This window comes from Bradyrhizobium sp. CCBAU 53351 (genome assembly GCF_015291745.1).
Classification (GTDB): Bacteria; Pseudomonadota; Alphaproteobacteria; order Rhizobiales; family Xanthobacteraceae; genus Bradyrhizobium.
The window spans coordinates 7028724-7054874 of the sequence record NZ_CP030059.1 but is presented as its reverse complement, the minus strand read 5'-3'; the positions used below and the strand labels follow the sequence as shown (position 1 = coordinate 7054874).

The 26151-nt window shown below is 61.0% G+C and carries 31 protein-coding genes and 1 tRNA gene; 15 read left to right on the top strand and 17 right to left on the bottom strand.

The genetic code is table 11. From position 1 onward, the window contains the following. Nucleotides 1–45: 45 nt before the first annotated feature. Complete coding sequence (locus XH83_RS33645) at nt 46–624, bottom strand: methylated-DNA--[protein]-cysteine S-methyltransferase (protein ID WP_194404855.1); 579 nt, start codon at nt 622–624, stop codon at nt 46–48. Between the two features lie 337 nt (nt 625–961). On the opposite strand from XH83_RS33645, the gene XH83_RS33640 reads away from it, so the two are divergent. After that, complete coding sequence (locus XH83_RS33640; protein ID WP_194404854.1) at nt 962–2404, top strand: integrase arm-type DNA-binding domain-containing protein; 1443 nt, start codon at nt 962–964, stop codon at nt 2402–2404. 43 nt (nt 2405–2447) lie between these two features. Next, entirely contained in the window at nt 2448–2942 is a 495-nt protein-coding gene (locus XH83_RS33635; protein ID WP_194404853.1) for a hypothetical protein, read from the top strand. A gap of 75 nt (nt 2943–3017) precedes the next feature. On the opposite strand, the gene XH83_RS33630 is transcribed toward XH83_RS33635, so the two are convergent. The 12 genes from XH83_RS33630 to XH83_RS33575 all read right to left on the bottom strand — a co-directional run bounded on the left by XH83_RS33630 (nt 3018) and on the right by XH83_RS33575 (nt 11769). Further along, nucleotides 3018–3326 carry a hypothetical protein gene (locus XH83_RS33630; protein WP_194404852.1) on the bottom strand — a complete coding sequence of 103 codons (309 nt, stop codon included), beginning with the start codon at nt 3324–3326 and terminating at the stop codon, nt 3018–3020. Between the two features lie 92 nt (nt 3327–3418). Beyond that, nucleotides 3419–4864 carry a virulence-associated E family protein gene (locus XH83_RS33625; RefSeq protein ID WP_194404851.1) on the bottom strand — a complete coding sequence of 482 codons (1446 nt, stop codon included), beginning with the start codon at nt 4862–4864 and terminating at the stop codon, nt 3419–3421. Further along, nucleotides 4851–5348 carry a hypothetical protein gene (locus XH83_RS33620; RefSeq protein WP_194404850.1) on the bottom strand — a complete coding sequence of 166 codons (498 nt, stop codon included), beginning with the start codon at nt 5346–5348 and terminating at the stop codon, nt 4851–4853. Before XH83_RS33620 ends, XH83_RS33625 begins: the two co-directional genes overlap by 14 nt. Nucleotides 5349–5903: 555 nt before the next feature. After that, complete coding sequence (locus tag XH83_RS33615; protein ID WP_194404849.1) at nt 5904–6359, bottom strand: hypothetical protein; 456 nt, start codon at nt 6357–6359, stop codon at nt 5904–5906. 3 nt (nt 6360–6362) lie between these two features. Continuing rightward, nucleotides 6363–7286, bottom strand: coding sequence for a hypothetical protein (locus XH83_RS33610; RefSeq protein ID WP_194404848.1), 924 nt, complete (start codon nt 7284–7286; stop codon nt 6363–6365). Next, nucleotides 7286–7780, bottom strand: coding sequence for a hypothetical protein (locus XH83_RS33605; protein ID WP_194404847.1), 495 nt, complete (start codon nt 7778–7780; stop codon nt 7286–7288). Before XH83_RS33605 ends, XH83_RS33610 begins: the two co-directional genes overlap by 1 nt. Nucleotides 7781–7877: 97 nt before the next feature. After that, a complete protein-coding gene (locus XH83_RS33600; RefSeq protein WP_194404846.1) occupies nt 7878–8165 on the bottom strand; it encodes a hypothetical protein in 288 nt (95 codons plus the stop codon). Between the two features lie 69 nt (nt 8166–8234). Beyond that, the gene (locus XH83_RS33595) at nt 8235–8843 is read right to left on the bottom strand and encodes a hypothetical protein (protein WP_194404845.1); all 609 of its coding nucleotides are present in this window, start codon (nt 8841–8843) and stop codon (nt 8235–8237) included. Further along, nucleotides 8827–9093 carry a helix-turn-helix domain-containing protein gene (locus XH83_RS33590; RefSeq protein ID WP_194404844.1) on the bottom strand — a complete coding sequence of 89 codons (267 nt, stop codon included), beginning with the start codon at nt 9091–9093 and terminating at the stop codon, nt 8827–8829. Before XH83_RS33590 ends, XH83_RS33595 begins: the two co-directional genes overlap by 17 nt. A 461-nt stretch (nt 9094–9554) precedes the next feature. Next, nucleotides 9555–10265: a hypothetical protein gene (locus XH83_RS33585; protein ID WP_246776373.1), complete on the bottom strand. Its 711-nt coding sequence runs from the start codon at nt 10263–10265 to the stop codon at nt 9555–9557. 277 nt (nt 10266–10542) lie between these two features. Further along, entirely contained in the window at nt 10543–10929 is a 387-nt protein-coding gene (locus XH83_RS33580; protein ID WP_194404843.1) for a cupin domain-containing protein, read from the bottom strand. 492 nt (nt 10930–11421) lie between these two features. Beyond that, entirely contained in the window at nt 11422–11769 is a 348-nt protein-coding gene (locus tag XH83_RS33575; protein WP_194404842.1) for a hypothetical protein, read from the bottom strand. 392 nt (nt 11770–12161) lie between these two features. On the opposite strand from XH83_RS33575, the gene XH83_RS40270 reads away from it, so the two are divergent. The 4 genes from XH83_RS40270 to XH83_RS33555 all read left to right on the top strand — a co-directional run bounded on the left by XH83_RS40270 (nt 12162) and on the right by XH83_RS33555 (nt 15302). After that, on the top strand, nt 12162–12290 hold the full coding sequence (locus tag XH83_RS40270; RefSeq protein WP_256438874.1) for a hypothetical protein: 129 nt from the start codon (nt 12162–12164) through the stop codon (nt 12288–12290). Nucleotides 12291–13155: 865 nt separating this feature from the next. Beyond that, nucleotides 13156–14019, top strand: coding sequence for a hypothetical protein (locus XH83_RS33565; RefSeq protein WP_194404840.1), 864 nt, complete (start codon nt 13156–13158; stop codon nt 14017–14019). Nucleotides 14020–14135: 116 nt separating this feature from the next. Further along, nucleotides 14136–14498, top strand: a complete 363-nt coding sequence (locus XH83_RS33560; protein ID WP_194404839.1) for a hypothetical protein — start codon at nt 14136–14138, stop codon at nt 14496–14498. 264 nt (nt 14499–14762) lie between these two features. Further along, nucleotides 14763–15302: a hypothetical protein gene (locus XH83_RS33555; protein ID WP_194404838.1), complete on the top strand. Its 540-nt coding sequence runs from the start codon at nt 14763–14765 to the stop codon at nt 15300–15302. A gap of 17 nt (nt 15303–15319) precedes the next feature. On the opposite strand, the gene XH83_RS33550 is transcribed toward XH83_RS33555, so the two are convergent. From XH83_RS33550 to XH83_RS33540, 3 genes are read right to left on the bottom strand one after another with little or no spacing between them, the layout of a single operon-like run. Further along, nucleotides 15320–15865, bottom strand: coding sequence for a hypothetical protein (locus XH83_RS33550; RefSeq protein WP_194404837.1), 546 nt, complete (start codon nt 15863–15865; stop codon nt 15320–15322). A 46-nt stretch (nt 15866–15911) separates the two neighbouring features. After that, entirely contained in the window at nt 15912–16916 is a 1005-nt protein-coding gene (locus XH83_RS33545) for a hypothetical protein (RefSeq protein WP_194404836.1), read from the bottom strand. Nucleotides 16917–16928: 12 nt separating this feature from the next. Then, the gene (locus XH83_RS33540; protein WP_194404835.1) at nt 16929–17120 is read right to left on the bottom strand and encodes a hypothetical protein; all 192 of its coding nucleotides are present in this window, start codon (nt 17118–17120) and stop codon (nt 16929–16931) included. A 319-nt stretch (nt 17121–17439) separates the two neighbouring features. Here XH83_RS33540 and XH83_RS33535 point away from each other — a divergent pair. Next, nucleotides 17440–17513: transfer RNA gene (locus XH83_RS33535), tRNA-Gly, on the top strand. A 5-nt stretch (nt 17514–17518) separates the two neighbouring features. On the opposite strand, the gene XH83_RS33530 is transcribed toward XH83_RS33535, so the two are convergent. Beyond that, complete coding sequence (locus XH83_RS33530) at nt 17519–18511, bottom strand: alpha/beta fold hydrolase (protein ID WP_194404834.1); 993 nt, start codon at nt 18509–18511, stop codon at nt 17519–17521. Nucleotides 18512–18680: 169 nt separating this feature from the next. On the opposite strand from XH83_RS33530, the gene XH83_RS33525 reads away from it, so the two are divergent. The 8 genes from XH83_RS33525 to XH83_RS33490 all read left to right on the top strand — a co-directional run bounded on the left by XH83_RS33525 (nt 18681) and on the right by XH83_RS33490 (nt 26079). Continuing rightward, nucleotides 18681–19262: a helix-turn-helix domain-containing protein gene (locus tag XH83_RS33525; RefSeq protein WP_194404833.1), complete on the top strand. Its 582-nt coding sequence runs from the start codon at nt 18681–18683 to the stop codon at nt 19260–19262. Next, on the top strand, nt 19262–19774 hold the full coding sequence (locus XH83_RS33520) for a GNAT family N-acetyltransferase (RefSeq protein ID WP_194404832.1): 513 nt from the start codon (nt 19262–19264) through the stop codon (nt 19772–19774). Before XH83_RS33525 ends, XH83_RS33520 begins: the two co-directional genes overlap by 1 nt. 2 nt (nt 19775–19776) lie before the next feature. Beyond that, nucleotides 19777–20241, top strand: coding sequence for a GNAT family N-acetyltransferase (locus tag XH83_RS33515; protein WP_194404831.1), 465 nt, complete (start codon nt 19777–19779; stop codon nt 20239–20241). A gap of 98 nt (nt 20242–20339) precedes the next feature. Then, complete coding sequence (locus XH83_RS33510; protein ID WP_194404830.1) at nt 20340–21380, top strand: LacI family DNA-binding transcriptional regulator; 1041 nt, start codon at nt 20340–20342, stop codon at nt 21378–21380. 82 nt (nt 21381–21462) lie between these two features. After that, nucleotides 21463–22917 carry a xylulokinase gene (xylB, locus tag XH83_RS33505; RefSeq protein ID WP_194404829.1) on the top strand — a complete coding sequence of 485 codons (1455 nt, stop codon included), beginning with the start codon at nt 21463–21465 and terminating at the stop codon, nt 22915–22917. Further along, entirely contained in the window at nt 22918–24240 is a 1323-nt protein-coding gene (gene xylA, locus XH83_RS33500) for a xylose isomerase (RefSeq protein WP_194404828.1), read from the top strand. Nucleotides 24241–24250: 10 nt separating this feature from the next. Further along, complete coding sequence (locus tag XH83_RS33495) at nt 24251–25009, top strand: ATP-binding cassette domain-containing protein (RefSeq protein ID WP_194404827.1); 759 nt, start codon at nt 24251–24253, stop codon at nt 25007–25009. Beyond that, nucleotides 25009–26079 carry an ABC transporter permease gene (locus tag XH83_RS33490; RefSeq protein WP_194404826.1) on the top strand — a complete coding sequence of 357 codons (1071 nt, stop codon included), beginning with the start codon at nt 25009–25011 and terminating at the stop codon, nt 26077–26079. Before XH83_RS33495 ends, XH83_RS33490 begins: the two co-directional genes overlap by 1 nt. Nucleotides 26080–26151 lie beyond the last annotated feature (72 nt).

The window sequence follows — 26151 nt, the reverse complement described above, 5'->3', positions numbered from 1 at the left end:
ATCATGCCCAAAAAATCAAAGTTAAGGTGCGATCGAGATCGCGCCTTAGCCAGGCGCGCGCGGCGGAGCAACGGGCAGCAGCACCTCGAACAGCGTCTTGCTGGCGACGGGATGGGCGCCCTCCAGCGCCAGCAGCCGCCGCTTGGAGATCACCCCGCCATAGGGCGAAAGCCGGTCGGTGTAATTGCCGGCCTCCAGCACCCGGTGGCAGGGCACGATCAGCATGTAGGGATTTTTCGTGATCGCCTGCGCCACCGAATGCGCGGCGCCCGAAGCGCCCAGCGCCTTGGCGACCTCGTGATAGGTCCGCGTCTCGCCGCGCGGAATCGAGCAGGCGAACTCGTAGACCCGCCGGTTGAAGCCGGACACGCCGCCGGCATCGAGGCTGACCTCGGAAAAATCGGGATCGCCGCCTTGCAGCAGGGCTGTGATGCCCTCGATCGCAAGCTCGGCATTTTCGGATGCCCGCTGCTCGCGCGCCTCGGGATGGGCCTGGAAGATGCGGCGGCGGGTGTCGATCTCCCGCGCCTCCGGCAATTGCACCGCGACGACGCCAGTGCCGCTCCAGATGATGCCGCAGCGGCCTATGGCCGTGTCGAATATCGAATAGCCACGCCCCACCATGCACACGCCCCACTCAGTGCACGTCTCTCCCCAGACATACGATCATAACACCGCCACAATCCGGCGCACCCAAAATCTTACTGGGGCGTTAACAACCGCCCGGCCGGGCGCGCCAAACCGCTTGGCGGAAGGCGCCGTCTCGGCTAATCAGGAGGCGCGCGGCCTCGCGCATCCGCGGGCGTAGTTCAATGGTAGAACGGCAGCTTCCCAAGCATAAGTTTGCTGTTTACCCACATCCCCGGAAATGTCGAAAATCCCTTATTTTTAAGGCATTCTGTGCTATCCATCTCGCCATCGCATAGCGCGGGAGCCGGTCCAAAAGCCGGAAACTGTCCACATGGCGGCCACACGAAATTTGCCGGCGCGGAGGGCGCGTAAGGCGCCGGCGAGAGCACCGCGGAAGCTCACGGACGATCATATCGAAGCGCTCCGGGAATTCGCGGACAGCGACGCGGCCGACCGTAGAAGCTTCGGTACCAATAACGAGCGCTCAGAAGGTGTCGAGTACCCGGACAGCATAGTGAAGGGTCTCTTTGTCTTCGTGGGTGCCAACCGGACTGTCTGGCGCTTCAGGCGTCGCCGTCGCGAGAAGGGAGTTCGCACCACCATTTTCCGGACGCTCGGCGAATGGCCAATGATGAACACCGAGGATGCGCGCAAAGCCGCTGAGATCGCAGTTGGCAACGTGCACTCTGGCGAGGCGGCCCCGAACAAGCGCAGCTCGGTTCGGTTCGAGATCGCGTTTGCGGCCTACCTCGAATATCTGAAGAGCAAGGCGGAGAAGCGAGGAAAGCCGCCGCGTTGGTACTACAACGTCAAAAAGCTCGGTGACGGGATCATTTTGCCAAAGTTTGCGAAGTGGACGCTCGCGGAAATGGCAATGAGCCCCGGCGCTGTTTCCTCTTGGCATGCGGAAGTGACCAAGAAAAACGGCCCGGTGTCAGCAAACCATTGTGCCCGCGTGATCCGTGCGACCTACAAGCGGGCGTCCCGGCTGGATGTCTCGTTGCCGCAGCGTCTGCCGACGTCCGCCGTTGAGTTCAACGAAGAGAGTGCGAAACAGGACGCGCTGCCGTTCAAAAGCTTCCCGGCGTGGCTGAAGGCGTGGCGTAAGATCGACAATGCGATCCGCCAAGCTTACCACCTGACCGGATTGCTAGTCGGTCCGCGGCCCGGCGAATTGGCCCGCCTCCGCTGGGAGGCGTACTCCGACAATGAACGGACACTCGTGATCGCCAAAGCCAAGGCGGGCAAAGATATTGTGATTCCAATCAGCGGCGAGATCGTCGCCGCGCTCAAGATGGCTCGCGAGGCCGCCGAAAAGCTGGGCTATCCGGTGACGCCGGATGCGCTGATTTTTCCAGGGTGCGCCCAGGCCGGCCATCGCGACGAGCTGCCTGCTCGTGGTAACATGCTGAGACACACCTACTCGACCGTCGCGGCCGACCTAGGCGTAGATGACCTAATCCGTCACTTCCTGATGGGACATGCCCCGGAGGGCATTTCACAAAAATACATCGCGACGCTGATCCTTGCCAACGGCCCTAAGATGCGCGAAGAGCAAAATCGAATGAGCAAACGGATCGTCGAGTTGCTTGGGCTCAATGGCCGTACGTTTAAAGCCGAGATCGATGCAGGCCTTGCACAATCGGCCGCAGCGGCGGAGTACAGGACTGAGCGCGACGCCAAGGCATTGGCTAAAGCGCAACGCGTGTCGGCGCGCAAGCGCCGCGGGCGGATCCTGGGGCCACGTAAGAAGGCAGTCGAATCGATGGCTTGACCAGATCGCTTCGCCGACCAGGCCGGACAGGATGATCAGCAGAATGACAGTCCAAGAGCAGGAACAACTTGCCGGATCAATTCAGGAGATCGGCACCATACTTGAGCGCGCCCGCGCGGCTGCAATCGATTACTATCGGCTAACCGGCAAGCCTCTCGGGATCACCGGCGAGATCGGCGAATACGAAGCGGCTCGGTTACTTGGGCTGACGCTAGCTGCGGCACGCGAGCCCGGTTTCGATGCGATCGACTCAGCCGGGCTTCGCTATCAGATCAAGGCCCGACTTATCACCGAGCTTGGTCGCCGGAGATCTCAGCAGATAGGAGCTATCAAGCTCACGCATCCGTGGCATCGGATTTTGCTTGTGCTCCTTGATGCAAGCTATTGTGTGACTGCCATCTGGCAGGCAGAACGGCAATGCATCGAAGCGGCTCTTTCAGCGCCCGGAAGCAAGTCACGAAACGAACGTGGCGCGCTTGCTGTAAGCAAATTCAAGAGTGTCGCGGATCCGATTTGGACGCGGCTCGACAAAGCTTAGCGCCCTTGCATCCCGGGGCTTGCCGAAGCAGCGGAGGTGCGGCCGTGTAACTCTAATGCTGCCACTTTCGCCCCTTCATAGATGACCGCGCTGCCCTGCATCGCTAAGCGACGATTGGCCGAACAGGATGGCATCAAGCTCTGGATCATCGTCCCGCCGCTGCAACCCAACCCATGGCTGATGTTGCGACTCGACTTCCCTCACGCGAGCTCGCCCGCTCATGCGGGCGCTTCGTGCTGCCCGACGATTGAGCGCACGGGCCAGCGTAGCCGCCGTGTCTCCGTCGAGGCATTCGGCGATGGAATCCATTGGCGTCTGTTCGATCAGCGACGTGATGAACGCCTGCTCAAACGCAGTCGTGTCAGGATCCACGCCGTCTGTCACCTTGTATGCCTCATAGACCGCAGCGTCTAACAAGCAGCAAAGCCATTCGGGCACATCATACGTGAATCGCGGGAGAGGGGAGCTCCGCATGTTTAAACTCCTAGGTCTGAAAAATCGTCGCGCTTGCGCACGTAGCCGCGTGCAAAGGCACCCGTTCGCCGATCATGTGCTGGAGCCCAGCCCAACTTTTTAATAGCTGCCGAAATGCCCCTGCCGTCGCTTTGCCGGCTGGAGGGAGCGCGTTCCGTGACGTACTTTGCGGAAACCCAAATCTCCGACTCGGTGATGAATACGGCGGGCTTGGCTTCGTCTCCGATCGTCAGAAGCTTGCCGCTTTTTTGATCCGCCACCGAAACTCCGGCGCCATTCGGTGCGACCTTCTCTTGCAGCATCTTCAGTGCGGCCGCCTCAATGTCTGACAGGGTATCCGTAAGCGGGTCAACAATCTCGCGGCGTGCGGCCTGGCCACGCGCTTCCGCTTCAAGCTCCTTATCGAGAAAAAGCGGCATGCCGAGTTTATAGGCGACCACGGCTTCCGCGAACAGCTGATCGCGATCCCGCTTCAGCGCTTCGATGTCGATATCACCGACCCGGACAGGCCACCAGCGGCGTTGGTCGCCGACATTCAAGTACTCGACCAACTTTCCGTCAGTCGTGGTGTTGAACGTGCCAATGAAGATGCACGTCCGCGGCTGGACTTCTTGAAAGCGCCCATACGCAGGCCGAGCGCGGTCTTCCTGTTTTGTGATCAGGTTCTTGATCGCGAACTCATCCGCCTTTTTCATTTTCGCGAGCTCGGCCACCTCATAGAACCACACGCCGCTCGTTAGCTCCTGCTGCTTTCTCTCATCTTCCGCTAAAATCGGAGAATCCGAAAAGTTTTCGTCGCTGTCATGTTGGCCATTAGCGAGAACCTTCACAACGCTAGACTTACGCTTGCCTTCCTCGCCTTCGAGGACGAGCACATGGTCAAATTTGGAGCCCGGCTTCATGACGCGGGCCACGGCCGCGGTAAGCACAATCTCGCCTTGCGCACGCACCAGCGGCGTATCCTCCACTCCGAGATACGTCGGCAGCCATCTGTTGATCCGCGGCTGTCCATCCCAACGGAGGCCCGACAGATAGTCGAGCACGGGATTGAAGCGATGTTCTTCGCACTCACGGAGAACAGCTTGGTAGGTTGCTTCCGTACCGGCATCATAACCGAAATGGAGATATGAAAGCTCGCGAATTTTGCGTGTCACCGCATCAGAGAGTTCGCCGACGAACTCGGAAAGGCACGTGCCATTGATGATCTTTCGGTTGTGAAAGACATCATAGCGGCAATCCAATCCCAGCTCTTGGATAGCCTTGAGAGCATTCATCATGCTGTTCTTTGCAGGCACGTTACGGCCGACGATCTCAGGCCAAACGATCTCCCTGCGTTCAATCGGGACGAGGCGGCCGGGCCGCGAAGGAACCGCCGGCACAATAGCAGTGCTGGCGATGGCTTCGGCAGCAGCCCGGACTTCGGGGGCTGACTTCTTATTCTTCGGCATCGGACGGCTTTCTCGTTTTCTTCGTGCGGTGGAAGACCATCCCGCGAAGAGTGATCAGGTTCTTGCCGGCGAGTTCGTCTGCGCGAGCTCGCCGACGCGAAGCAGAATATTTGCGCTTGGCAATCTCATATCGACCCTGTGCGAGCTCGAAGGCGGCGGTGGCGTCGAGGAGCTCACGCGCCGTAATAGCCAACCGCAATTCGAATTCTGCGTCATCGGCCTCGTCGCGTGCGCGCGCGACGTCGTCACGGCGCGGCGGCGTCTTGACGAGCTCGAATTTGCGCAGGGCGTGCCACACCCGGTCCCGGAGCGCTGCTTGATATTGGACTTCCGCGTCTTGGCTTCCGAGGCGCCAATCGGGCAGGCCCTCGCATTTATCAAGAGCATCGCCAAGCTTGGCGATCTCGCGGGGGCGAAGCGGCGAAGGTGGGTCGTAGCGGTGAGGTAGCCGCCCCCACTGATGAAGGTGAGGCAATCTAAGCATGGTCAACGTCTCCCTGTTGCGTGTGGATGATGCCGCAGAGGGGACGCGCAAAAATATCGCGTCGCTGGATCAGCGACGACGAGATTTCGGTTGAATCGAATCGGGTTTTCGTGTAAGAGAACAGCACGTTCAATCCATGAACTTGAGCGTCACCGCCAACGGGCTCGGAAAAGCTGCTGCGGCACAAATGCGGACCTTCACGAAGCCCTACCGGAGTTCAGCCGGTGGGGTTTTTCGTTGTGTCCTGGTGTCGGAATGGGATGCTGCTCGACTTGCCAGCTCGGGAGCTGACGACGCGGGGCCTATATCGCCCGGCGCATGGTGCGACCGCTGTCGCATTTATAGCCTAGTTTTGGCCAAAAGTCACGCCTCGTTAACCGCTGCCGAGCCGACTTTCATATATGGCTCATAATGGTACAGACCCGTTTGGCGCGGTTGAGCAGCTGCTAGGACTCACAGCCGCGTCTGTGTGTGAGTCTCTCCGAGCTCCCCGCCGTCTGGTGCGGGCGCCACGGATGGCCGCCCCACGGACTCCGTTGAGTCTTGGCGCGCCGTTCATCGCTTTTGTCCTCGGTCTCGACCCGTTGAGTGGGGCATCCTGGCTCGGGACGTAACGAAGCCAGCTCCCGGCGCCGGCATGTTGGGGGCTCTCACTGCGGCGTCGAGCTCGGCGGCCTCGACCGCTTCACGGTGCGCTTCAAAGATTTCAACCAGCCGCTCGGTACTCCAAGCTATGGCCTCGTCGATCGATGGTGGCAGGAGTGAGCCCATGGCTTCTTGAAATTCCGAGGCGTTGCCGAAGGTCACCTCGCCCGTCGTCGGATCGACCGCCTCGAAAACCACCATCGGGATGTGAACTGACGCGAGGTGCGCGCGCTCCTCGGCATGAAGAGCTGATCCGTGCGGAGCTTTCGCCGCGACGATTAGGATGCCGGCTTGCGTGACGTCCGGTCCGCTCCCCAAAGGAAGATCGTCACCGCCCGCCATTTCGTCGAAGAGATCATCGAACATGGTTCACACCACTTTCACCGCGCCCTTAGGTGGCGTGCCTGCGCCGTTCCTGCGGGGATCGAGGTCGTCAGCTTCAATCCGGCCGGACGAAACCATCACAGGCGCGGGTTTGGTCGCGTTGGATCGTTGCGCGAGGCGAGCCATCAAATCCAACTGCAAGGCGGAGAGTGGCTTCAGCGACTCGCTCGGGGGCTCAGGCTCGGCCGGCGATGCTGATTCTGCCCCCGGCTCGACGGCTTCGGCTGATGGCCCCGGCTCTGGAGCTGGCGTTACCTCAAGCTCGATTGTGGCCGGCACGCTCTCATCGTCCGGACCGAGGATGTCAGTCAAGTCCTTCGGCTCGACATCAACGGGCGGCTCGGCTGGCGCATTGATCGCGGCAGCTGGCTTCATCCTCGGCACAACTTGGACGCCGCTCGCTGCCGTGGAGCGGTTGCTCACTTCGATCTTGTGCCCCCACGTTTTTGGGTAGGTAGCTTGGAGAAAGCTTATTACCGCGGCAACGGGCGGCTCGTGGTGGATGACCTCTGGAATTGGGTTGCCCTCATCGTCGAGCAGGTATCGCGTCGTGATGGCTAGATCGGTCAAATCCTGATCGCTGAGCAGGTCCAATTTCGGATCGCGCTTGAAAACCGTCTTGCCTTGATACCGGCTAACCTCTTGCGTGCCCTTCAACAAGCGCAATTGGAAGTTATCGAGGATCGTTGCGCCGACTACGCGCTGTGCCTGCTTCACCGCTTCATGGAGCGGCATAGACTGTCCCATGTACTCCAAATCAAAGCCCGATTGACCCTGACGCGATTGCGCCATCCAGCTCCACGCGCTGGAGATCGAGATGCCGACTTTGCGCGCAGCGTTGGCGACCGATCCAGTGTCTGCGACGGCCTCAACGAATTCTGCGAGGGTTTCGGGAGAACGCTTTGTCATTAGCGCAACAGGCCTCGCGGCTTCGCCGAACCACGGCGGCCGCCGTTCGCCATCAGGCTGTCGAGCATGCTCTGATGCTGCGTCACGACAGGCGCAGCGACGTTGCCGGCTGCCTCATGCTCAGCGGTACGTTTCAGGTGCAACCGGATACTATCTTCAACCGATGGCTTCGCTTGGTGCCGGATATACTTCGGATACGATTCACCTAGGGCAACGCGGGCTGCTTTGAGGCGTCGCTCGATCACGGCGACTTCAGCCACCTTTGCAGCGGTAGCCAACTCGGCCTGCGCGAGCTCAAGAGCGTGATTGACTGCGGCCTCCCTCTCAGCCCCTCGCGCCTGTCCCCGCATCCGGCCCGTCGCGCGGACCTCGTCACGGGACAGCCGCTTTCCCGCTAAGTTGCTTGCAGCCGACAGTGTTGGTTCACCGTCCTGCGTCCACAGATCATCGTTGGCGTCGTCGAGCTTGGCGAGGAGTTTTGCTAGATCGGTCATGGAGAGTTTCCTTTCCTGGTTGGAGAGGGGCCGGGCGGGAAGTCTCAATTCGCACCCAACCCCTCTCAACCGACACGCGGTGCGAGTCGCGCGTCAGCTAGCTGACCTGTCTGCTAGCTGCGATGTACCGGCGCAAAGAATCGATCGCATCGACTTTCGAGCTGGCGGCAAGAGCGGTGCGGGCGCGATCCTCGGCGTATCGCAGATGAGCGAGTTCGCTTTTGGCCGCGGTGAGCTCTGCCTCGATCTCCTCCACATCCAAATTCCGCGAGATGAATTCGGCGGTGTCCTCGCGCTCTGCTTCCGGAAGTGCCGCGAGCTCAGCCGCAAAAGTCTCATCGGTTCGAACGCGGCTTCCGGTATGGTCAAAGATGCTGAGCGGCATGTGGCTTGTCCTCTTTAATTTTAATCTTGTCGGCGTGCGCGCCCGTCGAGCTTCGCTCTCAGATATAGTTCAGCTTCTCAGCGGTGTGCCGGCGAGCGTAACGCCGGCAGCCTTGGCTAGACCCGCTGCGAGCTTTGTTGAGGTGCGGATGATGCTCGTTTGTGCGGCGAGGCGATCGGGGCCGCGCCAAGACGGATGCCACGGGTTGTTCCGCGGAGCCTCAGCCCCTTCCGCCTTTAGCTCTTGCTTCGCCTGCACCGAGCCGGGACGAACGCCGGGCTTGAGGCTCACGCCGTCGCTCCCCCAACGCTCCGCCATCTCGCGGTAGGCGGCATCAGTGCCGAGTTCGGTCCGAAGCCTACCGCGCGCGGCAAGAGACGGACTCGCGCCAAAGGCTGCTTCAGCCAATTGCTCTATCTCGGGAGCCTCGGCATAGAAGTAGTGCGGACGCGTGTCCTTGAGCGTGGCAATGGCTTCAGCGAGGGAGAAGCCGCGCCAGCCGGGATCGGTGCCGCGATAGACCAACTCGCTTTTCTCATCCGCCGGATCATACACATGCACAAACTGCGGAGCGAACTGATCGAGGAATTCCAAGATCGCGGAAGGCCGGACGCCAGCGGCTCGAAGCAGCGGCTCCGCTTCTACGCGCGCGTCTCGATACTCATGCTTGATCGGCATTGACTTGGTCCTTCTGTTTGGACGGCTTTCTCGGGCGGCCGACAGGTTTCCGCGGCCAAGTTTCGAACCATGCGAGAAGCTCGGTTACTGCGATGCGCGCGGCAAGCCCGCCATCCGGCGCCTTGCGCACCGTCAACGCACCGCTGCGAACTGCTTCCGCAATCTTCGCGCGACTGATGCCGAGCATCCGCGCCGCGTCGCGCTGCGGCACTGCGAGAAGATCGGTCTTTATGTGGTGGATGCTCGCCATGCTCTCGGCGCCCGCTCGGTAAACGTTATGCTCCGATTCTAACTTCGGCGATTCAGCAGAGCAACTAGCGTTTTGCTCACATAATCTTCGTGCTCAGAATCGCGCGCTCAGCCTTATCTGAAAGAGCTTTTTGCTCATTTTCGCAGAGCGGGTCGGCGGCCCACGCGGGCTTCGACGCCCTTCGGCGAAGTGGTGTAGCGATGCTTTGTCTCGTGCCCTTTCGGCGGCCCATCGTAACGTCGTCCCGTCTCCTTCGCCAGCTGATGTCGAGCCTGCACAACGCGCTTTGCTTCCATGCTCATCCGTGCCCCTAAACGAAAGCGCCCGGCACTAAGGCCGGGCTGGTTCAATCGAAAGGACGATATTCAGTTCTGGAGATGTCCGCTACTAAGCCATATGCCGACTTTGGGCGCCGTCGCCGAAGGTCGCCGATGGGCCAGGAGCGGACGTACCGCCGACCCTTATCTTGGTTCTCTTAGACGCCATTCGCCATTATGGCGCTCGATGGAACTAGAGACCTTTTGTTCGGGCGCACTTAGAGACGACGCGAGAAGTTTGACGCGACTATTTCCTTCCCAGCCAGTAAATTCATAGAGCCACCGTGCATCGTCTGGGGCGCGATAGTGCCACTCCTTGAGAGAAGGAGTGCGTATGCTGGGAACGATGTCCATTCCGTTGGGAGGTCCAGCGGGGCCCACAGACGAAGCGACGGATACAAGCCAGTGTCTGTCTGGCGAATAGTGTGGGGGCGCAACGATTGCCGTGTCGTCGCCCGTGTCGGCCCTTACGAGAAGCCAACTCGCACCTTCCCAATAATCGACCTCGAGCAAAATGAGGTCGTGTTCGGGAAAATATCCGGTCAGTTGGTACTTAATGCAGCCGTCAGCGTCGTTGGACTGACACTTCGCTTCTTCGTCGAGATATATTCTTGTCTTCCCATTCCTAAATTTCAACTGCAAGCCATGGCCGACGCGTTGGGCCAAGTCGCCAACCTGCGCCAGACAGGCCTTTTCGGACCGGTCAATTTCGCCTACGCCCTGGTCGCCGACGCAACGGCCGTCCTGCGACGGATGATCGGTGAAAGAATAGGGAACTCCAGCAGAAGCGGTGGCACAAATCAGGAAAAAAGCGAACGCTGCGATTGTTGCGAGCCGTGTCAGGGAAGCCATCATCGCGAAGCCTACGTCCCTCGAAAGTCCGCACTTGACCGCAGAGCCTACTTTTTCGTCAAGTTAGAACTGGGCGCAAACCTAACCGACCCTAAACTTCCGCCTCGGGTCAAAATGCGAAGAACTCAACCTGAGCAAATCTGGTCCGCTATGCCTCATTGAGCGGACCTCAACGAGATGCACTGCTAGTTTGCTGTTGGGCCAATGGCGACACTCGCGCGGATAACAGGGGCGCTCATCTGATCAAAAAGAAAACAATGAACGCCCCAGCCGGTTCTTCCTACTTGGGTGGCGGCGTATCGTAGAGCGGTTTGCCCTTATCGACGATGTGCACCGTCAGAAGCTTGACAGTCCTATCGCCGACGACCTTAAAGGCGCCGTGCGGAACATCCCGAATATTCACGGAAGAGAAGCCGGTTGGAAATGGCACTTGCTTGCCGTCCGGTAGTTCGATAGTGCCGCCTTCCAAAACGTAAAAGGACTCTTCTCCGTGATGGATATGGAGCTTTGAGGTGTCGCCCGGCTTGATGTCGGAGATGCTGGTGATGACCTCCATATTTGTGCCTGTCAAATCTGCTCGTTTCAGTTCCTTTCGAAACGGCGAATCTTGGGCGTTTGCTGCGCACGTGAAAAGTGATGCAAATAGAATTCCGAGTAAGAACTTCATCCGTATCCTCCTCGCCTAGCGAAATCTGCAATCTAGCAGACGCAGAATTAAGCCTGAAAAGTTGGATACATCTCAAGGTTTATCGCTATTGCGATGCACCAAGGCGGGGTGACGAGCCGGCACGGCACAAAGCGCAGTCCGCTCCCGAACTGGGGTACAACGCGCTGAGACTGTGCTGAATACCTCTTTGGGTGCAACTCGGACCTGATCAGCGTCTTCCAGCTACGTCCGCCTTCCATCACAAGAGAACTTAGGCCAATCGGCGTCGACACGGCTCCCCCATCGCCGCACGACCGAAGTCCTGTCGCTGAAAATTGACAACGGTACTCTGCGTCGTGCAGGGCGTCGCAATGGCATGGATCGCGAATTTGCTGCGCCGTGCGGACGTCGGGTCCCGGCCTGCGCAGACGAATCAGGCCACGGTGGTTCGGTTAGCCAACCCCTCTTCACCGTGGCCTTGCCATGGCTGCTGATCGCCTGTTCTACGTCGGTCTAATTAATGGAATCCTTGCATTCATATTGCCTCGTAACCGGGTTCTCTTTGCACTTCAGTTCGCTGCGGGTTGTGGTGCCGAACAGGCTTGTTTCGTGCGAGCACTTAAACTCCCCCATGGCGTCCGTCTTACAGCCCCCGGAGCTGGAGAAGGCCGGCGTGGAGTTTTGCGCTACGACCTTCGAGTTCGTGCCGGGAGCCGCAGAGCCGATGATGAAGAGCGACACGACGACGCCGCACAGGGCCATGAACCGGTTTTGAATCATCAAAAACCGAAGCGGATAGATAATCGAAATTGCAGAGACGACGAAAAGAAGAACACCAAGTGCGACCAAAGCAGCCTCCATTGTGTTTATGCAACGGAGGGTAGCGCAGGGGTCTCAACACTCATTGTTATTGATTCTTACAACTTTAGCCATCTACCTCGGAAGCCGCTCGGAGCGCGGCGCAAGCATCCCGCGTGATGAGAAAACAGTCGGCTTACATTAAGGCTTCATCAACCCACTCACGGCCGAAATTGACAAGAACACTCTGCGTCGTGCAAGCCGTAATCATGGGATGGATTGCGAATTTGCTGCGCCGGCCGGACGTCGGACTGCGGCCCTGGCGGAGCGGTCCGCAGGTTGACCTGCAACCGCTGTCAGAGCGCGGCGGCCGATGGCTCAAGGCGAACCTATTTCGCTTTCCCGGGGCTCGGTGGTCTCGGAAGCGTGGTTGCGTGGAGCTGGCAGAGGGTGACGTGATCGCGCTGCATCTGGTTGTCGAGCGCCTTCGCGAGGCCGGTGTGCGGGTGCGGTTCTATGGGCGCCTTCGACGCTGGGACGGCGCCTCGCCGGTTTGGACGTTCCTGAAGCGCGGGAACCGCTGAAGCCATTTTCTCATCTGCGCCGTGCGAGTGCTGCCGCGAGTTTTGATCTAATCGGTCATGAAACACCTGCTACGCCTGCTACGCCTGTTTCCTACTGAGGGTTGGCTGGAATAATGGCTATATAGGAAATAGGCGTTGCAGACGGTTCAGGCGTTGCAGAGGCTCGCCGCAATTTGGTTTTTGGAAGAACTGGACTGCCGAGTTTTGATTTAATTGGCAATCCGACGCCCTGAGAGCGGTCTAGACGGGGGCGTTAAGATTAACGATTAACCATAACGACTCCGGATAGTTTTACACAAAGGCCCTACTTCGGATTTTCGGCGGGCAGCCTCGCGCTTCGGTAACGTCGAAATGCGGCGGGATCGTGACCGCAACCGGCGCGAGCGTTAACGAATCCCTAATGCGCTGGGCACATGGCTTCGGCCCTTTCTCCAGAGCCATGCATTTGCCCATCTAACAGGCTGGCACGCGGCTTGCGCGACCTCGAAAAGATTCCATAACGGGTGCTATGCGAAACCGCTTAACCACGTTCGGCCCTGTTGCCTTCGTCTTGGGCAACATCATAGTGAAGGAAGGGTTGACGCGAACGAACAGCGGATCGCGCCGTCACTAGCTGTGTTGGATCAGCTACCGGGTAACGACCTCCGGAGCCCGCGTCTCGGGAAATCATTATGTCCCCTAGCTCGTGGCCTGAATTTGCCAGAAGCTTTCAAAGCTCAAAAAAAAAAAGACAAAAAAAAAGTCATAAATTCCCGGACCGTCGGAAATCGTTAACCGCGGCGCTCATCACGTAAGAAAGGTGTCGCGGCACTAAGACGTTGAAAACGACGTCTGGGCTACTCCTGATGGAAAGGGAGTAACAACAATGTCCGGCTTTTTGAAGCTACGTAAGGCCGCGCCTCAGCGCTTGAAGTCGCTAGGCCTGAGCGAATCATGGCTCCAAAAGCAAATCGCTGAAGACCCCTCCCTACTCGGATTGGGCGAGCTGACCGTCTTCCAGAAAGAGAAAGTACAGCCGACCGGGGGGCGCATCGATTTCGTATTGTCCGATGAGCCGAACGAGACACGCTATGAAGTCGAGATCATGCTGGGGGCAACCGACCCCAGTCATATCATCAGAACGATTGAATATTGGGACATGGAGCGTCAGCGGTTCCCCTTAGTTGAGCACCGAGCCGTCATCGTTGCGGAAGAGATAACCAGCAGGTTCTTCAACGTCATCAGGCTGCTAAATCGTGCCGTGCCATTGATCGCGATTCAATTGAGTGCTTTTCAGATCGGCGAAGAGGTCGTTTTGCAATTCCTTCGAGTGCTCGACACCTATGAATTCGGTGAAGGCGATGGCGAGAGTGATCCATCCGAACTGACCGATCGCGCGTATTGGGAAAAGAAGGCAAAACACGAAGCTCTAAGTGCTGTGGACGCGGCCGTCTCGCTAATCAAAGAGCCGAGAGTCACTTTCAACAAAACGCATATTGCCGTTGGCACTTCCGGTTACCTGTTTGCTTGGTTCTTCCCAAAAAAGATTGCCGCGCACTGCTTGGTACGCATCAAGGTTGGATCCGAGGCTCGCCCGGGCTTGTTGGCCAAAATCGAAGAAGCTGGTCTCGAGGCGGAGAGCCGCGGACAGGCGGCAATCCAGATGTTCCTCAATGCTGACCAAGTGAGCAAGCATCGCGAGCTCCTTCAGCAGGTGATGCAAGCTGCCGAGCAATGGTCGCATCGGTAAGTTCATCACCGAGAGGAGGGCACATAATGACCACTGGGTTAGGAGAACCAGGCGCAACGTCTCCGAAGAAGCGTCGATCTGGAATACCCACAGGTAATGCCGGAGAGTACTTCGTGATGGGTGAGCTACTTAGGCGCGGCTACGACGCTCAGCTCGCTGACCGTAATACCGCGGGATATGACCTGCTCGTCGGCCAACACTCTGCGCCGGCTTTGAGGAAGGTGCAAGTCAAGACGGTTCGTACGCAGCCGTGGTACGTAAAACAGTCCATGTTCGAGGGTGAGGCGCTGTCACAAATCACTATCTACGTTTTGATAGGCACCGAGCGGGCGCTACAGCCGGTTCGCTACTTCATCGTACGGAATTTGGAAGTTGCTGATCAAGTCGCGACCCCAAAGGGGTGGAACGCGAACGCCTTCATGAGTCTCAAGGCCATCGCTCAATACGAAAACCGGTGGGATGTTCTTTGGCTCGCATAAGCGGCTGAGTTAGAGGACAAGTCGCCGCGGCCTCAGAAGGTACGGATTGAAGCCCTTTGGTGGATTGCCAGCTAAGCGCGAATCACCTCACCCTGCCAGTTAAATGACCGCTCTGCACCTCGATTTGGAAACCATGGCCGGGCCCCATGAGATTCACTCGTGGCGGCACGCCGAACTGCTCTCTATCGCGCTCTCCCCCACCGAGAGCGGCAGGGATCCTTAGGGTGACACACAACGTCGGTTTTGAATACGCGCCGTGATACCATGAGCAGCGAGGACAAATTAGATAGCGAGCGGTTGCGCGGCCGAGTCGAATATTGGAAGCAGATCGCAGGGCTGCAGACCCACTTCAACGACATGAGCATTCGGACTCGATGGCTCGGACTCACGGCAATTGGGACGTTGTTAGCTGCCGCCGCAATAGCCGAGAAAGAGAACATCAGATTTGATGTTGGTGGCTATCTTGTCGGCCTTCCGAGTGTCTTGATGGTCCTCAGCTTGATGCTCCTTGCAGGATTGTGGTTCCTGGACGTGCACTACTACTATCAAATGCTTCTTGCGAGCGTCGAGTACGGCGAGAAATTCGAGAAGCTGATCATGCAGGACCTAAACGTCACGGATCACGGCGTCACGTCATACATCAGCAGCAAAATCTCGCGCCGCAAGGCGTGGTTTGTCACCCATATGTTTTACCTATTCGCTGCGGGCGTTATCACGATCTTTTTGGTGAGCTCGCTGCTTCCGCACCGTCAGGGACCAGCGGGTGATGTTCAAACACAGGTCTCAGGCTCGTCGAAGCGCTAGCTCGCTCAGTTTCCGGGCTAGCTTGTAAGCAATAAATGGCCGGACTCGATGAGGAAGGCGTAGAGGGAAAGGGCTAGAAACAAGGCAAACGCAAGTAAATAGACGAGACTGATGAGGAATGTGTGGCCTCGGCATTTCGCGAACCGTCGTTTGCAATTGACTTCATGCTCTTTCGTCATGGGCCCGGGAAAAGCGCTGCCGATCGTCCGAAACGACGCAAAGAGAAGATGCTGTTCCAGGAGCATTAGCGCCTCTTCTGCGATTTCAATCATCTGTCGGTTGCGGCGATCCAGACCGAAGAACACGATCACCAGAAGCGCCCCCGCGCATGGGGCGATGATCCCCGGCAACCCACCCAGTTGCGATCTCTCTTTCAACAGGTAGAAGCATCCGCCAAAGACGAATGGCGATAAAATCACAAAAAAGTGGAAGAGCTGTGTTCGCTGTCGAGCATGAAAATCGAAATAGCGCCACGACAGCTCTAAGCGCATCTTCTCAAATTCCATCGTCGCGCGCGCGTCTTCGGGCGGGGTGGCGCGCTGTAGAATGTCCGTAAGTGACATCGCTTATTTTCCGGTCGAAGGTGCCAGCGGGTTTGGAGCTAGAATTTCATGCTGGTTTGCGGACTTTGGCTGCCGCTGATCCATTCTTTGTCCCTGTACTGGAGTTCAGGGTGATAGGATTACTCGCGCAGCGCTCCCAAATGCGATTAAACTCAAGATGGAACAAATGATAAAAGCCATCCGCATTAGGTGTGACTGAAACGAGCCAGACAGGCGTTTGATCAACGTGTGGCCCACCGGGCAAGTAATACTGCACCCACACGGTCGAGTTTGTGATGATCAGTTTCCAGTTGGGCTGGCCTTCGTAGTATCGCCCCTCAACCGAATAGGCTTGGTTTCGAAGGGTTCTTAGTCGCTTGACTGAGTCTCTGATGGCTTTTTCATAGTCGTTCGAATTGACGCCGACAGCGGCAGCCCGTCCCTTCATTTGCTTGCTGCCGGGCTTGCACAGAATTACTCGGATGTTGCCGCGAAAGTTCTGCAGAGCCTCATAGAGAGGGGCACCCGGCCTCCCAAAAGTATCGATGCCATTCGCCCCGAGGATGTAGACGAATTTGTTCTCGGGACTAAGAATTTCCTCGCATAGGGATTTCCAAGGCGCACCGTCCTCACTCTGCCTAGCATGGGGGAAGCGCCCCTCGATCCCGGCTTGCGTCACCAATGCGTAGTTTGCGTCAGCTCCGCTGAGGATCGTGCTCTGCAGGTTCAAAATCGAATGAGCGCGCGTAAGCAAGAACCCGAGCACGACAGCGACCACAACCAAGATGAGGATCACTGCTGACAGGATCGGATGGTCTATCACGGCATCGTAAGGCCTTGAGACCAACCAATCTTGAACAAGGGCAGGCATTCCTTTGGCCGATTTCCAAAGGAGTGCTAAGGCCTCGTCTTGCGTAGGCACATGGTCGAGGCTGTAGAGGTTTTGCACTGCTGAGAGCGCGTACACCCCGGCGGCTGCGAGCAAAACACCGCGAATATATTTCCAAGCCGCCGAAAAGGCGTCGGCGACCAAATCCTTCGCGCCAGATTTAACTTTGGCAGAGAAGTTCACCGAGGCCCGCCCTTAAGCGGCGCCGTGTTCTCCAGAAGCTCTGCCGCGCCTGAATTGAGGCGCGAGAACTGGCCGATCCAAATTGATTTTAGTCTCTTCATAGTGAAGCTTTGCGTCCACGTAGCGGGAACCAAGGAAAATTCCCGCGGCCACCGCGCTCAAGACGCCGCCCGCTATGGTCACAACGGTAATGGCTTCAATCATGAAATTCCCCCGGATTAGGTCTGGTTACCATCTCGGGTTGCAGTTCCCTAGGGTGACGTGAATCGGTTAAGAAAATATTGTGTCCAGTTGCACATTCGCAACACCTCAGCAAGATCGATTTTATGCCTAGGCAGAACGCATGTCATCATCTCTCCGTTCCGCCGGTTCTGAAGCCATAGGCGCGTTGCGTCGTTTGCTTCCTCGGCAGCCCTTGATCCTTCCAGTCGCAGTTGTATGGTGATCGGAGATCAGCGGCCACACGATGGCCACATGGTCGAAACTCGCTGATGGGCTTAAGTGTCTGAATTTAAAGCGATTTGCGGGCGTAGTTCAATGGTAGAACGGCAGCTTCCCAAGCTGCATACGAGGGTTCGATTCCCTTCGCCCGCTCCAAGCCCTCAGTTCGACAGGCTTCGCAGAAACTCCACGATCGCCGCGTTGACCTCCGCCGGCCGCTCCTGCTGCGTCCAGTGCCCGCAGCCGGGCAGCATCCTGATCTCGCGCAGTTGCGGCACACATTGCTTCATGTTGACGAGAAGCTCGGTGCTGCCGGGGAAAGCCAGGACCATGTCGTGGTCGCCCGCGATGAAGAGCGAGGGCACCGTCACCTTCACGCCCTCGAAGGCCGCCATCAGTTCCCAGTTGCGGTCGATGTTGCGGTAGTAATTGAGCGGTCCGCGAAATCCGCTGCGGGCAAACTCGGCGCCGAAATGGTCGAGGTCGGCGGCGGTCAGCCATGACGGCAGCGGCACCTGCACCTTCGGCAGCATCCCGTCCTTGCGTGAGACCATGCCGGCGCCGACGGTCCGCCCCTGACGCTCGGCATTGGCGCGGATCGCCGCCGCTCCCTCGCCGGAGCCGCCATAGAGCATGGCGCCCAGTGTCGCGCGCGGATCCCGTTCGAATTCGGCTTCGGCGACACCCGGCTCCTGGAAGTAAAGCTGATAGAACTGCGCATCCGCCGTCTGCGGCATGACACTCGTCGGTCGCACCGGACTCCGTGGCCGATAGGGTACGCTGAGGATGGCGGCGGCGCGAAAGCGATCCGGCCGCAGGCGCGCCGTGTGCCAGGCGATCGTGGCGCCCCAATCATGCCCGACGATGACGGCGTGTTTCGCCTCGAAGGCGTCGAGCACGCCGACGAGATCGCCGACCATGTGGAGGATCGTGTACTGGTCGATCGCCTCAGGCCGGTCGCTCTTGCCATAGCCGCGCATGTCGGGCGCGACCGCATGGTAGCCGGCCGCTGCCAGCGCGTCGAGTTGGTGGCGCCAGGAGTACCAGCCTTCCGGAAAGCCGTGGCAGAGCAGGACCATTGGCCCCTCGCCCTGCTCGGCGACGTTGAGGCTGATACCGTTGGCCGTGATCGTCCGCTGCGTTGGCTCGCCCATGTCATCGCCTCCCGGTCATCGCGGCTGGCGTATCCTAATCCGCCCTGCAGGCTGCGCAAAGATTCTAATATGTTAGCCTCTCGCTCTCGGCACGCCCGCCTTGCCCGCCTTAAGCTCATCTTGCCCGGTGGATGCGGTCCCTGCGCCGGGTGATGTCGGAATGAGGGCCATGGACCAGCAGAAACTCGACCGTGCGATCGGTCGCCGCTTGAAGACGCTGCGGACGCAGGCGGGGATGACGTTGAACGAACTTGCAACGCGCTCCGGTGTCAGCCGAGCCATGATCGGGCGGGTCGAGCGCGCGCAGAGCAGCGCCACGGCTGCGCTGCTCGGCAGGCTGTGCGCCGCGCTCGACGTCTCGCTCAGCGACGTCGTCGCGCTCGCCGAGAAGCCGCCGGAGCGCCTGATGCGGCTTGCCGACCAGCCGCACTGGCGCGATCCCGACAGCGGCTATCGAAGGCGGCACGCCTCGCCGACGGACGCGGCGAGCGGCATCGAGATCATCGTCGTCGACCTTCCGGCCGGCGCGCGGGTGCCGTACAGCCCCTGGGGCCGCAACGCCTTCACCCAGCAGCTGTTGATGCTGGAGGGCGCGATCGCCGTGTACATCGACGCCAAGACGGTGCGCCTGCGCGAGGGCGACTGCCTGGATTTCGACGTGATGCGCGCGGTGACCTTCGAGAACGAAACCAAACAGGACGCGCGCTACGTCATCATCACGCGGCGCGGCGCCTCCTACGGGAAGATGTGATGTCGCTGATCGTACGGGACGCTACGCTGGACGATGCCGAGGATATCCTCGCCATCTACAATTACGCCGCGCTCAACACCACGGCGGTCTGGACCGACGGTCCATCCGATCTGGACTCGCGGCGTCAATGGATTTCCGCGCGACGGGACGCCGGCTATCCCGTGCTGGTCGCGATGAAGGGCAGGGAGGTCGTCGGTTTCGCCTCGTTCGGCGATTTCCGTCCCTTCCCCGGCTATCGTCACACCGTGGAGAATTCCGTCTATGTCGACGAGCGGCATCACAGGGCGGGGATCGGCCGCGGTCTGGTCGCCGCGTTGATCGAGCGCGCCACCGCCATGAACAAGCATGTCATGATTGCCGGCATCGACGGCACCAACGCGGCTTCGATCGCGCTGCACGCCTCGCTCGGCTTCGCGGAGGTCGCGCGCATGCCGGAGGTCGGCTGCAAGTTCGGCCGCTGGCTCGATCTCGTTTTCATGCAGAAGCAGCTTGCAAGCGGCGTGAGGCCCTGACCATGCAGATCCGGACCGGCGACACCTTCGATCCGCGCGTCGTCGCGCTGCTCGATCATCACGTCACGGCGGCGCGGGCGCAGACCGCGCCGGGCAGTGCGCATGCGCTCGATCTCGCCGGCCTTCGTGCCAGCGACGTCGCGTTCTGGACCGGATGGGACGGCGAGCAGCTGGTTGCCGCCGGCGCGCTGAAGACGCTCTCGGCAACCCATGGCGAGGTGAAGTCGATGCACACGCTCCAGACCACGCGGCGGCGCGGGTATGGCGGCCAGATGCTCCGCCACATCATCGCCGAGGCCCGCGCGCGGGGCCTGAAGCGGCTCAGTCTTGAGACCGGCTCGTGGGACTATTTCAAGCCGGCGCATGCGCTCTACCAGGCGCATGGCTTTATTCTCTGCGGTCCGTTCGAGGGCTATGCCGAGGATCCCAACAGCCTGTTCCTGACGCTGGACCTGCTCGAGGGGTGACTGCCGGACCCGGCTGTTAGACTTGAGCCGGCAACAATCGCACTGCTGCCCCTCAAAATGAGTTGCGTACCTCAAAACACCTCTGCTAGCCTTCAGCCATGGCCGAGACCCTGACCACGACGGTGCTGACGCTGAAGGACATCGCCCGCGAGGCGGGCGTCAGCTTGGCGACGGTGGACCGCGTCCTGCACAACCGGCCCGGCGTGCGGCCCGACACGGTGCGGCGCGTCAAGGCGGCGATCGAGCGCAATTCGTTCCAGCCCCACGTCGCCGCCGCCGAACTCGCTCGCAGCCGCGCCCGCCGCTTCGCCTTCGTGATGCCGTCGGGGCCGAACCCGTTCATGCAGCAGATCGAGGCCTATCTCGGCGAGATGTCCGCTTGGCTCTCGGCCCGCCGCCTCAGCGTCGAGACTGTTACAACCGATGTGTTCGATCCATCGGTGCTCGCGGCCTCGCTGGAGGCGCTGTCGGGCGATTGCGACGGCGTCGCCGTGGTGGCGCTGGATCACCCCAGCGTTCGCGCCGCGATCAACGACCTCGTCGATGCCGGCACCAAGGTGGTGACCCTGGTGTCGGACGTGCCGTCGTCGCGCCGCCACCATTATGTCGGCATCGACAACATCGCGGCGGGCCGCACCGCCGGCGCGCTGGTCGGACGGCTGGTCGGCCAAAAGTCCGGCAAGGTTGCGATCGTCGCGGGCTCGCAGGGCTTGCGCGACCATGCCGAGCGAATTTTCGGTTTCAACCAGGTGATGGCGTCGGAATTCCCCGGTCTCAGCGTGCTGCCCGTGCTCGAAGGGCGCGACGAGGATGGCCGCTCGGAACAGGTGATGGCGCGGCTATTGGCCAAGCATGCCGACATTGTCGGCCTTTATAACGTCGGCGCCGGCACGCAAGGCGTCGCCAAGGCGTTGAGCGATGCCGGCCGCGACAAGGTGGTGTTCGTCGGTCATGACGTCACCCTGCTGACGCGCCGCCTGCTGCTGCAGGGCGTGATGGATGCCGCGATCTCGCAGAACCCCGGACATGAGGCGCGCGCCGCCGTGCGCGTGCTGCTCGCGCTTGCCCGCGGCGAGCCGATCTTGCGCGAGCAGGAGAAGATCAGGATCGACATCGTGATGCGGGACAATCTGCCCTAGCGGCAGCCGGCTATCGAACGGGCCGTAGCGGAAAAGCGCGACGTCAAGATCGCGCATCGCAATGGATGATGAGGAGGACGATTTGTATCTCGGACTGGACATCGGCACGTCCGGCGTAAAAGCGGTGCTCGTGAGCGAATCCGGCGCGATCCTCGCGACGGCAACGCGCGAGCTCGCGCTGTCGCATCCGGCGCCGCTGTGGTCCGAGCAGGACCCCGATTCCTGGGTCGATGCGACCATCGGCGCGGTCGACGATCTCGCCAGCCGCCATCCGCGCGAGGTGGCGCAGGTGGCCGGCATCGGCCTGTCCGGCCAGATGCATGGCGCGACGCTGCTGGACGAGGACGGCAAGCCGCTGCGCCCCGCGATCCTCTGGAACGACGGTCGCTCGCAGGCCGAATGCGCCGTGCTGGAGCGACGCTGTCCGTCGCTGCCCGCGATCGCCGGCAATCTCGCGATGCCCGGCTTCACCGCACCGAAGCTGCTGTGGATCGCACGGCACGAGCCGAAAATCTTCGAGCGTGTCGCAAAGGTGCTGCTGCCCAAGGCCTATGTGCGTTACCGCCTCACCGGCGAGATGGTTGAGGACATGTCCGATGCTGCCGGCACGCTGTGGCTCGATGTCGGCCAGCGGCGCTGGTCCGCCTTGCTGCTGCACGCCACCGGGCTCGATCTCCACCACATGCCGCGCCTCGTCGAGGGCAGCGCGGAGAGCGCCGTGCTCGCGCCGGACTATGCGCAGCGCTGGGGTATGAAGAAAGCCGTCGTGGTCGCGGGCGGCGCCGGCGACAACGCCGCGAGCGCGATCGGGCTCGGCGCGATCGCGCCGGGAGATGCGTTCCTGTCGTTGGGAACGTCCGGCGTCGTGTTCCGCGTCACCGATCGCTTCGCGCCGGCGCCGACGTCGGCCGTGCATGCCTTCTGTCATGCGCTGCCCGGCCTCTGGCATCAGATGGGCGTGATGCTGTCGGCCGCGGCGTCGCTCGCCTGGCTCTCCGGGGTGATGGAGACGGCCGCCGCAGCGCTCTTGGCTCCGCTTGGTGAATCTGTCGATGCGCCGAGCCCGATCAAATTCCTGCCCTATCTCGACGGCGAGCGCACGCCGCACAACGATGCCTCTGCCAGCGGTGCCTTCGTCGGCCTGCGCGGTGCGACCGGCCGCAGCCAGATCGTGCAGGCCGTGCTCGAAGGCGTCGCCTTTGCCGCGCGCGACAATCTGGCGGCACTGAGCGCGGCGAGCGGGCCGATTCCCGAGCTCGATCTCGTCGGCGGCGGCTCGCGCTCGCCATTGTGGGCACAGATCTGCGCCGACGTGCTCGGCATTCCCGTTCACCGGGTCGAAGAGGGCGAGGTGGGAGCGGCCCTCGGCGCCTCCAGGCTCGGCAGGCTCGCCGCGACAGGCGAGAGCGCCTCGGCGGTCTGCACCCGCCCGCGGCGGCTTGCGACCTTCACGCCTCGCGCCTCCGTCGCTGCGGCCTATGACGAAGCCTATCGGCGATGGCGCGCGCTCTATCCCGCATTGAAGGAGACGAATTAAGTGAACGCGTCAGCCAAATTCTTCGATGCAAGCGTACCCGTCGCCTTCGCCGGCGAGAACGCGGGACAGGCGCCCGCTTTTCGCTGGTACGACAGGGATCGCATGGTCCACGGCCGCCGGCTCGAGGATCATTTGCGCTTTGCGGTCTGCTATTGGCATTCGCTCTGCTGGCCCGGCGGCGATCCCTTCGGCGGCGAGACGTTCCTGCGGCCCTGGCACCACGGCACGGATGCGATGGCGCAGGCGCGGGCCAAGGCGGATGTCGCCTTCGAGCTGTTCCGCCTGCTCGATGTGCCCTACTTCACCTTCCACGACGTCGACGCGGCGCCGGAAGGAGCGTCGCTCGCCGAGTCCGTCGCCAATCTCAACGCCATCGCTGATCTGTTCGAAGCGAAGATGGCATCAGCCAAGGTCCGCCTGCTCTGGGGCACCGCGAACCTGTTCACGCATCGCCGCTACATGGCGGGCGCTGCGACCAACCCGGACCCGGAGATATTCACCTATGCCGCCGGCCAGGTCCGCGCCGCGCTGGAAGTGACGCACCGGCTCGGCGGCCAGAACTATGTGCTGTGGGGTGGGCGCGAGGGCTACGAGACGCTGCTCAACACCGATCTCAAGCGCGAGCTCGACCAGCTCGGCCGCTTCGTCTCGCTCGTCGTCGAGCACAAGCACAGAATCGGTTTCAAGGGCCCGATCCTGATCGAGCCGAAGCCGAAGGAGCCGACCAAGCATCAGTACGACTTCGACGTCGCCACCTGCTACGGCTTCCTCGAACGCTACGACCTGCTCAAGGACGTCAGGCTCAACATCGAGCAGAACCACGCCATCCTCGCCGGCCATTCCTTCCATCACGAGGTCGCGCTCGCCGAGGCGCTCGGCGTGTTCGGCTCGCTCGATATCAACCGGGGCGACGACCTGCTCGGCTGGGACACAGACCAGTTCGCGATGAACGTGCCGGAGCTGGCGCTGGTCTTTCACGAGATCCTGAACCGTGGCGGCTTCACTTCGGGCGGGCTGAATTTCGACGCAAAAATCCGGCGTCAGTCGATCGATCCCGATGATCTCATCCACGCCCATGTCGGCTCGATGGATGCGTGCGCGCGGGCCTTCCTCGCCGCCGCCGACATGCTCGATGCCGGCGCTCTCACCGCGCCGCTCGCCAAGCGCTACGAAGGCTGGTCCGGCCCCGAGGGCCGGGCGATTCTCGGCGGCCAGCGCTCGCTCGCCGATCTTGCCGACCGCGCGCTCCAGCCCGGCTTCGATCCGCAGCCGCGCTCGGGCCGGCAGGAATATCTGGAATCCCTGGTCAATCGTCATGTCTGAGGGACCGCTGATGGCACAGGTTGATGCGACACCGGTCCTCGAGCTCACCGGCATCGGCAAGGAATTCGGCGCCATCCGTGCGCTGCACGGTGTCGATCTGCAGGTCCAGCCCGGCGAGGTCGTCGGCCTGATGGGCGACAACGGTGCGGGCAAGTCGACGCTGGTCAAGATCATCGCCGGCAATTTCCGTCCCAGCCATGGCGAGATCCGTTTCGCCGGCAGCGCGGTCCATTTCAGCCGGCCCGTCGACGCCCGCGCCGTCGGCATCGAGGTCGTCTATCAGGACCTCGCGCTCGCCGACAATCTGACGGCGGCCGCCAACGTGTTCCTCGGCCGCGAGCTGAAGCGCAAGTTCGGACCCATCGCTTTGCTCGACCACAAGGCGATGGCGGCGAGGGCGCTGGAGCTGTTCGGCGAGTTGCGCTCGGAGACGCGCCCCGACGATCTCGTCAAGCAGATGTCCGGCGGTCAGCGCCAGGCGGTCGCGATCGCGCGTACCAGGCTTTCCAACGCGCGGCTCGTCATGATGGACGAGCCGACCGCAGCGATCTCGGTCCGTCAGGTCGAGCAGGTGCTCGGGCTGATCCACCGGCTGAAGGAGCAGGGGGTTGCCGTGATGCTGATCTCGCACCGCATGCCCGACGTGTTCGCGGTGTGCGATCGCGTCATCGTCATGCGCCGCGGCGAGAAGCGGGCCGACAAGCCGATCCACCAGACCTCGCCGGAGGAAGTCACCGCTCTCATCACCGGCGCGAAGGAAGCGGCGTGATGGCCATGCCCATGGAATCTCCGATCAGCTTCACCAATGTGGGCCGGATCAAATGGTGGCAGCGCGGCATCTTCGCCTCCCAGACCGGCTACGTGCTGCTCGCACTCGCGGTGCTGCTGGTGATCATGCATTTCGCCAGCCCGTACTTCTTCACCCAGGGCAACATGCAGAACGTGGCGAAGAACTTTTCGTTCATTGCCATCGCAACGCTCGGCGTCACCTTCGTGATCATCACCGGCGGCATCGACCTCTCGGTGGGATCGATGATGTGCTTCTCCGCCATGATCACCTCGATGGTGATGACCGAGCTGTCAGCGCCCGGCTCGCCGCTGGTGCACATGGCGGCTGACGGCAAGACGGTGCTGGCCAACGTGCCCGGGCTCATCCTGCTGGTCTCGGTCCTTGCCGGGCTCGGCGTCGCGCTGATCGCCGGACTCATCAACGGCTTCTGCATCGCCGTGCTCGGCCTCTCGCCCTTCGTCACCACGCTCGGCATGCTCTCGATCGTGCGCGGCCTCGGCTATGTCGTCTCCAACGGCCGCGGTAGTTTTCCGGGCGGGCCGGATGCCGATTACTTCTACGCCGCGACCTCGGGCGACGTGTTCGGCGTCCCCGTGCCTTTCATCTATCTCGTCATCCTTGCGCTGACTATGGCGGTGGTGCTGCATCATAGCGCGTTCGGCCGCCACGTCTTCGCGCTTGGCGGCAACGAGAAGGCCGCGGAGCTGACCGGCATCCCGGTCGTGCGGGTGAAGATCGAGGTCTATGTGATCTGCGCGCTCGCAGCTGGCCTGCAGGGAATCATCATCTCCGGCTGGCTCGGGTCGGCGCCGGCCAACATGGCGACCTCCTACGAGCTCAACGTGATCGCGGCGGCCGTCATCGGCGGCGCAAACCTTGCGGGCGGCATCGGTGGCCCGCTCGGGGCGATCGTCGGCTGCGTGCTGCTGGAAGTGATCCGCAACGGCCTCGTGCTGGCGCAGGTCTCCTCCTATTGGCAGCAGACGTTGGTCGGCGTGATCATCATTCTGGCCGTGCTGGTCGACCGTATCCGTTCGCGGATGAGCTGAAATGACGTCATCTCGGGAAGGCAAACAAAACGCCGCCTGTCCGCTTCCCGGACGATCTTCGAAAAGGACGGG

Excerpts from the sequence above, each read along its gene's own strand:
- XH83_RS33645 (WP_194404855.1), bottom strand. The coding sequence starts at position 624 with ATGGTGGGGCGTGGCTATTCGATATTCGACACGGCCATAGGCCGCTGC.
- XH83_RS33640 (WP_194404854.1), top strand. The coding sequence starts at position 962 with ATGGCGGCCACACGAAATTTGCCGGCGCGGAGGGCGCGTAAGGCGCCG.
- XH83_RS33635 (WP_194404853.1), top strand. The coding sequence starts at position 2,448 with ATGACAGTCCAAGAGCAGGAACAACTTGCCGGATCAATTCAGGAGATC.
- XH83_RS33625 (WP_194404851.1), bottom strand. The coding sequence starts at position 4,864 with ATGCCGAAGAATAAGAAGTCAGCCCCCGAAGTCCGGGCTGCTGCCGAA.
- XH83_RS33620 (WP_194404850.1), bottom strand. The coding sequence starts at position 5,348 with ATGCTTAGATTGCCTCACCTTCATCAGTGGGGGCGGCTACCTCACCGC.
- XH83_RS33615 (WP_194404849.1), bottom strand. The coding sequence starts at position 6,359 with ATGTTCGATGATCTCTTCGACGAAATGGCGGGCGGTGACGATCTTCCT.
- XH83_RS33610 (WP_194404848.1), bottom strand. The coding sequence starts at position 7,286 with ATGACAAAGCGTTCTCCCGAAACCCTCGCAGAATTCGTTGAGGCCGTC.
- XH83_RS33605 (WP_194404847.1), bottom strand. The coding sequence starts at position 7,780 with ATGACCGATCTAGCAAAACTCCTCGCCAAGCTCGACGACGCCAACGAT.
- XH83_RS33600 (WP_194404846.1), bottom strand. The coding sequence starts at position 8,165 with ATGCCGCTCAGCATCTTTGACCATACCGGAAGCCGCGTTCGAACCGAT.
- XH83_RS33595 (WP_194404845.1), bottom strand. The coding sequence starts at position 8,843 with ATGCCGATCAAGCATGAGTATCGAGACGCGCGCGTAGAAGCGGAGCCG.
- XH83_RS33590 (WP_194404844.1), bottom strand. The coding sequence starts at position 9,093 with ATGGCGAGCATCCACCACATAAAGACCGATCTTCTCGCAGTGCCGCAG.
- XH83_RS33585 (WP_246776373.1), bottom strand. The coding sequence starts at position 10,265 with ATGATGGCTTCCCTGACACGGCTCGCAACAATCGCAGCGTTCGCTTTT.
- XH83_RS33580 (WP_194404843.1), bottom strand. The coding sequence starts at position 10,929 with ATGAAGTTCTTACTCGGAATTCTATTTGCATCACTTTTCACGTGCGCA.
- XH83_RS33575 (WP_194404842.1), bottom strand. The coding sequence starts at position 11,769 with ATGGAGGCTGCTTTGGTCGCACTTGGTGTTCTTCTTTTCGTCGTCTCT.
- XH83_RS33565 (WP_194404840.1), top strand. The coding sequence starts at position 13,156 with ATGTCCGGCTTTTTGAAGCTACGTAAGGCCGCGCCTCAGCGCTTGAAG.
- XH83_RS33560 (WP_194404839.1), top strand. The coding sequence starts at position 14,136 with ATGGGTGAGCTACTTAGGCGCGGCTACGACGCTCAGCTCGCTGACCGT.
- XH83_RS33555 (WP_194404838.1), top strand. The coding sequence starts at position 14,763 with ATGAGCAGCGAGGACAAATTAGATAGCGAGCGGTTGCGCGGCCGAGTC.
- XH83_RS33550 (WP_194404837.1), bottom strand. The coding sequence starts at position 15,865 with ATGTCACTTACGGACATTCTACAGCGCGCCACCCCGCCCGAAGACGCG.
- XH83_RS33540 (WP_194404835.1), bottom strand. The coding sequence starts at position 17,120 with ATGATTGAAGCCATTACCGTTGTGACCATAGCGGGCGGCGTCTTGAGC.
- XH83_RS33530 (WP_194404834.1), bottom strand. The coding sequence starts at position 18,511 with ATGGGCGAGCCAACGCAGCGGACGATCACGGCCAACGGTATCAGCCTC.
- XH83_RS33525 (WP_194404833.1), top strand. The coding sequence starts at position 18,681 with ATGGACCAGCAGAAACTCGACCGTGCGATCGGTCGCCGCTTGAAGACG.
- XH83_RS33520 (WP_194404832.1), top strand. The coding sequence starts at position 19,262 with ATGTCGCTGATCGTACGGGACGCTACGCTGGACGATGCCGAGGATATC.
- XH83_RS33515 (WP_194404831.1), top strand. The coding sequence starts at position 19,777 with ATGCAGATCCGGACCGGCGACACCTTCGATCCGCGCGTCGTCGCGCTG.
- XH83_RS33510 (WP_194404830.1), top strand. The coding sequence starts at position 20,340 with ATGGCCGAGACCCTGACCACGACGGTGCTGACGCTGAAGGACATCGCC.
- XH83_RS33495 (WP_194404827.1), top strand. The coding sequence starts at position 24,251 with ATGGCACAGGTTGATGCGACACCGGTCCTCGAGCTCACCGGCATCGGC.
- XH83_RS33490 (WP_194404826.1), top strand. The coding sequence starts at position 25,009 with ATGGCCATGCCCATGGAATCTCCGATCAGCTTCACCAATGTGGGCCGG.